Below are 8,988 nucleotides of genomic sequence, written 5' to 3' on the forward strand. Positions count from 1 at the left end.
GCCGCCTCGCGCCGGCGAGCGCGGCCGGCCGGCGCCCGAGCGCGGCGAGCTCAATCTGACCGAGCAGATCGTCGCCGTCGCCGACGAGATCACGGCCGAGGACCCGCGCGGCGACATCCTGGTGTTCCTGCCCGGTGAACGCGAGATCCGCGACGCGCACCTGGCGCTCGCGCGGCGCCAGTATCGCGCGACCGAGGTGCTGCCGCTGTATGCGCGCCTGTCGGCCAACGACCAGGACCGCGTGTTCAAACCCGGCCCGCAGCGCCGCATCGTGCTCGCGACCAACGTCGCCGAGACCTCGCTGACCGTGCCGCGCATCCGCTACGTCATCGACAGCGGCACCGCGCGCGTCAAGCGCTATTCGCCGCGCTCGCAGCTGGAGCGCCTGCACATCGAGCCGATCTCGCAGGCCGCGGCCGAGCAGCGCAAGGGCCGCTGCGGCCGCGTCGCCGCGGGCGTCTGCTTCCGCCTCTACGGCGAGCAGGATTTCCAGCAGCGGCCGCGCTACACCGATCCGGAAATCCTGCGCAGTTCGCTGGCCGGCGTGATCCTGCGCATGCTCAGCCTCAAGCTCGGCGAGGTCGACCAGTTTCCGTTCGTCGAGGCGCCGCCGGAGCGCGCGATCGGCGACGGCTACCGGCGCCTGACCGAGCTCGGCGCGATCGACGCGCACAAGCGCCTGACGCCGACCGGACGGCTGATGGCGCAGCTGCCGATCGACGTCGCGCTCGCGCGCATGCTGATCGAGGCCCAGGCCCGCGGTGCACTGCGCGAGCTGCTCGTGCTCTGCGCGTTCCTGAGCATCCAGGATCCGCGCGAGCGGCCGGCGGACGCGCGCCAGGCCGCCGACCAGGCGCATGCGCAGTTCGCCGACGGCCGCTCGGATTTCGTCGCCGTGCTGCGGCTCTGGCAGGCGCATGCGGCGGCCCACGAGGAACTGAGCCAGGCGCGCCTGCGCGACTGGTGCCAGGCGCGCTTCCTGTCCTACCTGCGCATGCGCGAATGGCGCGAGCTGCACCGCCAGCTGCTGCTGCAGGCCGAGGAACTGGGCTGGAACCTCGGCGGCGTGGCCGCAACGGCCGACGCCCAGGCCGACGAGGCGGCGCCGCTGCTCGACGCGCCGGGCTACGAGCAGGTGCATCGCTGCCTGCTGTCGGGCTGGCCGACGCAGGCCGGCCGCAAGGACGAACGCGGCCAATACCGCGGCACGCGCGAACGGCGCTTCCAGGTGTTTCCGGGCTCGTTCCTGGCCAAGTCGCCGCCGCAGTGGCTGCTGGCCGGGCAGATCATCGACCTGCAGAAGGTCTACGCGATGCTTTGCGCACGCGTGGAGCCCGAATGGATCGAGCAGCAGGCCGGGCATCTGGTCAAGCGCAGCTGGCGCGACGCGCACTGGTCGCGCAAGCGCGGCGCCGTGCTGGCCTACGAACAGGTCAGCCTGTTCGGCCTGATCCTCGTCGAGAAGCGCGTCGTGCAGTACGGCGCGCAGGAGCCGGCTCTGGCCCACGAGGTGTTCCTGCGCGAAGCGCTGGCCCGCGGCGAGATCGACGCGAAAGCCGATTTCGTGCGCGCCAACGCGCGCGTGCTCGCCGAAGCGCAGGAACTCGAAGCCAAGCAGCGCCGCGCCGGCCTGGTCAAGGACGAGACAGCGCTCGCGGCCTGGTTCGCCGGCAAACTGCCCGGCGACATCAGCACGACGGCGGCGCTCGACGCCTGGTATCGCCGCGCCGCGCCGGCCGAGCAGGCGGCGCTGCGCTGGTCGCTGGCCGACGTGCTCGGTGCGCAGAGCGGTATCGCCGCGCAGGACTATCCGTCGCGGCTCGACATCGGCGGACACAAGCTCAAGCTCGAATACCGCTTCCTGCCGAACGACCCGGCCGACGGCGTCAGCCTGCAGTTGCCGCTGGCCTACGTGAACGCGGTGCCTGCGGCGCGCTGCGAATGGCTGGTGCCGGGCCTGCTCGCGGAGAAGGTGGCCGAGCTGATCCGCAGCCTGCCCAAGGCGCTGCGCCGCAATTTCGTGCCGGCGCCGGATTTCGCGCGCGCGTTCGCCGAGAGCGAGGCGGCCCGCGACGCGCCGCTCGCGCGCGTGCTCGCGGCCTATCTGCAGCGCGTGACCGGCGTCGCCGTCGGCGAGGCGGATTTCGCCGGCGCCGAGCTGCCGGCGCATCTGCGCATGCATTTCCGCGTCTACGACGAACACGGCCGCATTCTGGAGCAGGGCCGCGACCTGGCGGCGATCCAGGCCAACTGGAGCGGTGCGGCGCGCGCGGCATTCTCGCGCCAGGCCGATGCCGACCTGACGCGCGAGGACGTGGAAACCTTCGATTTCGCCGAGATTCCCGACTCGCTCGTCAGCCAGGGCAACCTCGTCGCGTATCCGGCGCTCGTCGATCTCGGCGACAGCGTCGCGCTGCGCGTGTTCGAGCGCCGCGACGAGGCGCTCGCGTCGCACCGCGCCGGCGTCGTGCGCCTGCTGCGCCGCGCGCTGGCCGACAAGATCAAGCAGGCGCGCCGGCAGCTGCCGATCAACCATGCGCTCGCGCTCAAGTACGCCGGCATCGCGAGCGTCGAGTCGCTGCGCGAGGATCTGATCGAGGCGGCGCTGCAGGAATTGTTCGGCGCGCGCGGGCTGGATCTGCGCCGGCGCGAGGACTTCGTCCAGGCCGAGGCCGAGCTCGCGCGGCAGCTGTTCCCGGCCGCGATGCAGTGGCTGACCCTCGTCGAGGACGTGCTCGCGGCCTACGTCGAGCTCGGGCCGTGGCTCAAGGCGCCGCTGATGGGCTATGGCAAGGCCAACTACGACGACCTCCACGAGCAGCTCGCCGAGCTGGTGCATCCGGGCTTCGTGCGCGACCTCGGCCGTGCGCGCCTGGCGCACTACCCACGCTACCTGAAGGCCATGCGGCTGCGCGCCGAACGGCTGCGCGTGGACGCCGCGAAGGACCAGGCGCGCCTGCTCGCGGTGCAGGGCTACTGGCGCGAATACCTGCGCCTGCGCGCGAGCGCCGAAGTCGCGCCGGCGGCGCTGGACGAACTGCGCTGGCTGATCGAGGAACTGCGCGTCTCGGTGTTCGCGCAGGAACTCAAGACCGCCGAGGCGGTGTCGCCCAAGCGGCTGCAGAAGGTGCTGGAAGGCCTGCGCGGCCGCTGAGCCGCACGCGGCGCCGGAGGCGGCGCCGCGTCGGCCCGGCGGATTTACTTGATGCGACGCACGCGCAGGCTGCAGCCGCAGCCGTCGACGTACATCAGCCAGCTGCCGAGCAGCATGGGCTTGATGCGCACGGCCGGGCTGTTGAGGCCCAGGTCCGTGCGCATGCCGGATTCGGCCTGCTGCCAGACCTGGCCGTTGTCGAGCTTGAAGGTGGTCTTGCCGAGCCAGCCGTCGACACGGCCTTCGATGTGCGCCTCGAAGGCCTGACGGTCGTTATCGTCCGGGTAGAATTCGACGACGCCGTTGCGCGAGCCGCCGGTGGCGACCGGGGCGCCCGGCGCGAGGCCGTGGACGCGCAGCCAGTCGTTGAGAGACTTGAGCTGTTCCGGGCTCAGCCGGTCCAGACCCGCGGCGGTGAACTCGCTGCGATTCATGCGCTCCTCCAGGGTGGAGAATTCGGCGGCCTGAGCCACGCCCGCAGCGGACAGAGCAGCCAATGCCAGGGCCTGGAACCTGTTCATATTCACCTCGATTTGACGCCGCGGGCGCCGCGGCTAAAGTGGCGATTGTAACGAGTGCCGCATCAGTTCTCGTCAAGCGACGGAATTTGGTCGAAAATCGGTCAAGTCGGGTAACTGCTACTTAACACTGGAGCGGAGGGGCGTCCGTATACTCCGCGTCAAAGCGGCAGTCAGGGTGCACTCAGCTTGAGCTGAGGGCTCCGACCGGGCCGGGGACGAAGGGAAGGTTCCGAACTGCGTCCATGGGATCACGCGGGTTTCCGTGTGCTCCTTCCGTGCAAATCAGTCACTGGTGAAGATTACGATGAGGCAACCCCGGATTTATCGAACGAATGCACTGCTGCTGGGCCTGATTGCGGCCGGCGCTTGCGGAGTCAGCTACGCCGGAGATGTGCCTCTGGTATTCCAGGACGAAGACGTGGTCCAGTTCGGCGCGATGCAGGTCGTTCCGATCGGCAGCGGCGCCTCGCAGACGATACTGCGCACGCAGGTGCCGGTGCTCTGCGGCAGCATGCGGGACACCTCGTCGCCCGTGCAGTACAAGAACGGCATCAACCCGCAGTTCGCCGGCGTCTATTCGGGCGGCGATTTCAAGTTCGGCGCGCTGAACGGCAGTGCGCAGCAGGTCGCCGTCGACGGCGTCGGCTTCTGGAACTACCGGCCCAACGCGCTCATCGTGCAGGCCGAAGCGACGACCCACTGCTACGTGCTCGACGCGCACGGCGTGCGCAAGGCCAGCGCCGGCCTGTTCACCGACGCGTTCGACGGCGCTCCGGCCGTCGACGCGAGCATCACGACGAGCGTCGCGACGCTGCCGTCGTTCTCCAATCCGTACTACACCTACTACATCGACGTGCGCATTCCGGCGGAGCTCGCGAACACGGCCTTTCGCGTGCGCGACGGCTTCGACAGCACGGTGTTCGCGTTCGGCGGCGAGTCGGCGCGCTACTGCAAGGTCGCGATCGGCGCGACCCAGTGCAATATCAACGACATGATCCGCAACAACGTCGACGTGCTCGACACGGTGCCGTCCGCCGGCGGCGTCGCGCAGCGCTACATCGTGCAGCGCCTGCTCACCGGCAGCGCGACCCTGCCGACCGATCTCACGGTGCCCGTGACGATGGCCGCGCTGTTCGTGGCCGATGACGACAACCTCGCCAACAACGTCTCGGCGGGCTATTCGCAGCTGTCCGATCTCGCGCCGGCCATCGTCGCCGGGAACAACCTCGTGCCGAACCTGGCCGAAGGCACCGGCGCGACGAACCTGAGCTTCGTGCTGACCGACGACACCGCCGAATCGGGCCCGCAGCAGCTCAATGCCGCAGTCACGATCGACTTCAACGGCACCCTCGTGCCGGCGACCAACGTCAGCTGCGCGCAGCTCGAGACGCCGCAGTCCGGCGAGGCCGTGCGCCGCACCTGCCGCTTCGACATCCCGACGTTCGATGCGGATTTCGCGACGGATGCGAATCCGGCCGCGGCCGGCACCTATGCGCCCGGCGTGCATGCGTCGGTGCTGATCACGGCGACCGACGTGCGCGGCCAGCAGTCGACGAAGACGCTGCCGTTCCATGTGGTGTCCAGCGAGAACGATCCACCGAGCTTCACGCTGTCGCCGCTGATGGAAGAGTATGCGCCGAACGGCAAGACGCCCACCTTGCTGTGCAGGTTGTCGGCACAGGATCTGTCGGCTCAGTGCGCCGGCGTGATCGTCGATTTCGTCAACCAGCTGCGACCGGGGCCGGCGCGTGCGTTCGACGAGAACGCCACTCAGGGGGCGTTCCTCGGGACAATCGACAGCAGCAGCCGGCTGTCGTGCGCCGGCACATCGATCTTCTCGTCCAATCTCAGCGAAGGTCTGCAGAGTCCTCGCTACGTCTTCAACGGCTCTCGCATCGACCTGGACTATCGGCTCAGCGGTGCGCTCGGTACGGCCGAATGCACCGTCGCCGCCGGCGACTACAATTTCCCGTCCACGCAAGCCTACAATTCCAGGTTCGTGACTTTCCGCATCACCGTCATCAACTGACGTCTACCACAGTCTGACGGCGCAGCGCCCGGCTCACCTCACATGGGCTGGGCGTTTTCGTTTAGGCAGCTACAATGCCGCTGTGAAGCGCGCATCGAGCACTCCCGATTTCGAAGCATGGCTGCAGTCGCGTTCGCGTAGCGGCGCGGGCTCGCCCGAATTCGCCGCGCTGTGCCGGCGTCTGCGTCAGGCGTTGAAGCAGGCCGATTCGTCCGATGCGTCGGCGCAGCTCGGCATCGTCGTCGTCGCGCTGCAGCTGCTCGGCGATCTCGGTCTCGACGAGGAAACGCTGAGCGCGACCATCCTCTACGGCTTGGCCGGCGAGAGCACACCCACCGAAGAAAACGTGTCGCCCGGCGTACGCGTGCTGCTCGAAGGCCAGGCCGCCGCCGAGAAGGTCTGGACCCTCTATGCCGCGCGCGGAACGCATACCAGCGCCGAAGGGCTGCGCCGGCTGCTGCTCGCGATCGTGCGCGATCTGCGCGTGGTCTTCATCCTGCTCGCGCGCCAGCTCGCGCGCCTGCGCGCGGCGGATCGTCTGACCGAAGACGAACGCCGTGCACTCGCGCAGATCACGGCCGACATCCATGCGCCGCTGGCCAATCGGCTCGGCATCTGGCAGCTCAAGTGGGAGCTTGAGGATCTCGCGTTCCGCCTGTCGCAGCCGGAGACCTACAAGCGTATCGCCCGGCTGCTCGACGAGCGCCGCGTCGACCGCGAAGGCTACATCGCCGGTGCGATCGCGCAGCTGCGCAGGGCGCTCGACGAAGCCGGCATCGCCGCCGACATCGCCGGCCGGCCCAAGCACATCTATTCGATCTGGAAGAAGATGCAGCGCAAGGACGGCGACTTCGGCGCGCTCTACGACATCCGCGCCGTGCGCCTGCTCGTCAAGGACCTGCCGGCCTGCTACGCGGCGCTCGGCGTCGTGCATTCGCTGTGGCCCTACATCCCCGGCGAGTTCGACGACTACATCGCGCGGCCCAAGGGCAACAACTACCAGTCGCTGCACACGGCCGTGGTCGGCCCCGAGGGCAAGACTCTCGAAGTGCAGATCCGCAGCCACGACATGCATGCCCACGCCGAGCTCGGCGTCGCCGCGCACTGGCGCTACAAGGAAGGCGGCGGCGGCGACGCGAGCTTCGAGCGCAAGGTGGCCTGGATGCGCCAGTTGCTCGAGGCCAAGGACGACGGCGACGACGACGCGGCGCTGCTGGCCGGCCTGCGCACCGACCTGCACGAGGACCGCGTCTACCTGCTGACGCCGCGCGGCGAGGTCATGGACCTGCCGCGCGGCGCGACCGTGCTCGATTTCGCCTATCACGTGCATACCGACGTCGGCCATCGCTGCCGCGGCGCCAAGGTCAACGGCCGCATAGTTCCGCTCGCGTTCCAGCCGTCCAGCGGCGACCGCATCGAGATCCTGACCGCGAAGGAGAAGGCGCCGCGGCGCGACTGGCTCAGCGCGCAGCACGGCTTCCTGACCACGCACCGTGGGCTCGAAAAGGTGCGCACCTGGTTCAAGCGCGTCGACCACACGGCCAATCTCAGCGCCGGCCGCGCGATCCTCGACAAGGAGCTCAAGCGGCTCGCGCTCAGCAACGTCGAGCTCGACTCGCTGCCGCCGCGCTTCAATCACAAGAGCCTCGACGAATTCCTCGTCGCGCTCGCGCTCGGCGACGTCAGCGCGTCGCAGGTCGCGCGTGCGCTGCACGAGATGGTCGCGCCGCCCAAGCCGGCCGCGGCACCCGCACTGCGCCCGCCGAAGGCCGGCGCGAAGGACGCGCTGACCATCGACGGCGTAGGGAACCTGCTGACCCAGCTCGCGCGCTGCTGCCAGCCGCTGCCGGGCGACGCGGTCATGGGCTTCATCACGCGCGGCCGCGGCGTCAGCGTGCACCGCGCCGACTGCGCCAGTCTCGCGCGCCTGCGCGTGCGCGACCCGAGCCGCGTCATCGAGGTCGAATGGGGCAACCGGCGCGAGCAAGCCTACGAGGTCGACGTGCTGGTCAAGGGCTACGACCGCAAATGGCTGCACAAGGACATCACCAACGTGATCGCCTCGGCCAACGCGCACCTGCTCGCGGTCAACACGCGCGTGGATCCGGTGTCGGGCCTCGCGACGATGAACTTCGCGCTGCGAGTGACCGATTACGGCCAGTTGTCCAGCCTGCTCGGCCGCCTGGCCGCCGTGCCGAACGTGATCGAGGCGCGGCGCCTGGCTTGAGCCGCACTGCCGCACGCCAGCTCCGCGGCGCCGGGCCGGCCGCCGCGGGCCCCGGCTGCTATGCTTGCGGCACTGCCGCCGCACGCGGCGTCATACTCCCGACCTGACGCATGATCGACATCCCCGGTTACCGCGTGCTGCGCCCGCTCGGGCGCGGCGGCATGGCGACGGTGTACCTGGCCGTACAGGAATCGGTGGACCGCGAGGTGGCGCTCAAGGTCATGTCGCCGACCTTGCTGGCCGATCCGACCTACGGCGAGCGCTTCCTGCGCGAGGCGCGCATCGCGGCCAAGCTGCATCACCCGCACGTGGTCGGCATCCACGACGTCGGCCGCCAGGGCGACTATTTCTACATCGCGATGGAATACGTCTCGGGCGGCCCCGTGCTGCACGAGGACGGCAAGCCGCGCGACGTGCCGTTCACCCTGCGCGTCGTGCGCGAGATCGCCAAGGCGCTGCACTACGCGAACAGCAAGAGCTTCGTGCATCGCGACGTCAAGCCCGACAACATCCTGCTGCGCGAGGACGGCTCGGCCGCGCTGACTGATTTCGGCATCGCGCGCGCGAACGATTCGTCCACGCGCATGACGCGCACCGGCGCCGTCGTCGGCACGCCGCACTACATGAGCCCGGAACAGGCGCGCGGCCGCAGCATCGACGGGCGCTCGGACCTCTACAGCCTCGGCATCGTCATGTACGAGCTGCTCGTGGGCCGCGTGCCTTACCACGCCGAGGATTCGCTCGCGGTCGGCATCATGCACATCACTCAGCCGCTGCCGCAGCTGCCGGCCGAATACAAGGCGCTGCAGCCGGTGCTGGACCTGCTGCTGGCCAAAGAGCCCGAGCAGCGTTTCCAGGACGGCGCCGCCGTCGCCGCGGCGATCGAGAACATCGAGCGGCGCCTGGAGCGCGGCGAACTGGCCGAGCTGCTGCAGCGCAGGCCGGCGACGACGCCGACCCTCGCGTTGCCGGCGATCACGCCGGACGAATCGCGCGGCAGCCGCGCCGAGCCGCGCATCGGCCGCATCGACGCGATCGACACGACGCCCGCGCGCAG

General features: G+C 69.5%; 5 protein-coding genes. 4 read left to right on the forward strand and 1 reads right to left on the reverse strand.

Features of this window, described 5'->3' with window-relative positions; translation table 11 throughout:
• A partial coding sequence (hrpA, locus tag NON22_RS15670) for an ATP-dependent RNA helicase HrpA (protein ID WP_257387885.1) occupies positions 1-3,154 on the forward strand: 3,154 nt, incomplete at its 5' end.
• 44 nt (positions 3,155-3,198) lie between these two features.
• Here the strand turns inward: hrpA and NON22_RS15675 are convergent.
• Entirely contained in the window at positions 3,199-3,675 is a 477-nt protein-coding gene (locus NON22_RS15675; RefSeq protein ID WP_257387886.1) for a hypothetical protein, read from the reverse strand.
• Positions 3,676-4,093: 418 nt separating this feature from the next.
• Between NON22_RS15675 and NON22_RS15680 the strand changes: the two genes are divergently transcribed.
• The 3 genes from NON22_RS15680 to NON22_RS15690 form a co-directional block, all read left to right on the forward strand.
• Positions 4,094-5,704, forward strand: a complete 1,611-nt coding sequence (locus NON22_RS15680) for a hypothetical protein (protein WP_257387887.1) — start codon at positions 4,094-4,096, stop codon at positions 5,702-5,704.
• Positions 5,705-5,786: 82 nt separating this feature from the next.
• On the forward strand, positions 5,787-7,931 hold the full coding sequence (locus tag NON22_RS15685; RefSeq protein WP_257387888.1) for a RelA/SpoT family protein: 2,145 nt from the start codon (positions 5,787-5,789) through the stop codon (positions 7,929-7,931).
• Between the two features lie 110 nt (positions 7,932-8,041).
• Positions 8,042-8,988 (forward strand): serine/threonine-protein kinase (locus tag NON22_RS15690; RefSeq protein ID WP_257387889.1); only part of this gene is annotated, 947 nt, incomplete at its 3' end.

The organism is Tahibacter caeni, from assembly GCF_024609805.1.
In the GTDB taxonomy this organism is placed as follows: Bacteria; Pseudomonadota; Gammaproteobacteria; order Xanthomonadales; family Rhodanobacteraceae; genus Tahibacter; species Tahibacter caeni.

Excerpts from the sequence above, each read along its gene's own strand:
- NON22_RS15675 (WP_257387886.1), bottom strand. The coding sequence starts at position 3,675 with ATGAACAGGTTCCAGGCCCTGGCATTGGCTGCTCTGTCCGCTGCGGGC.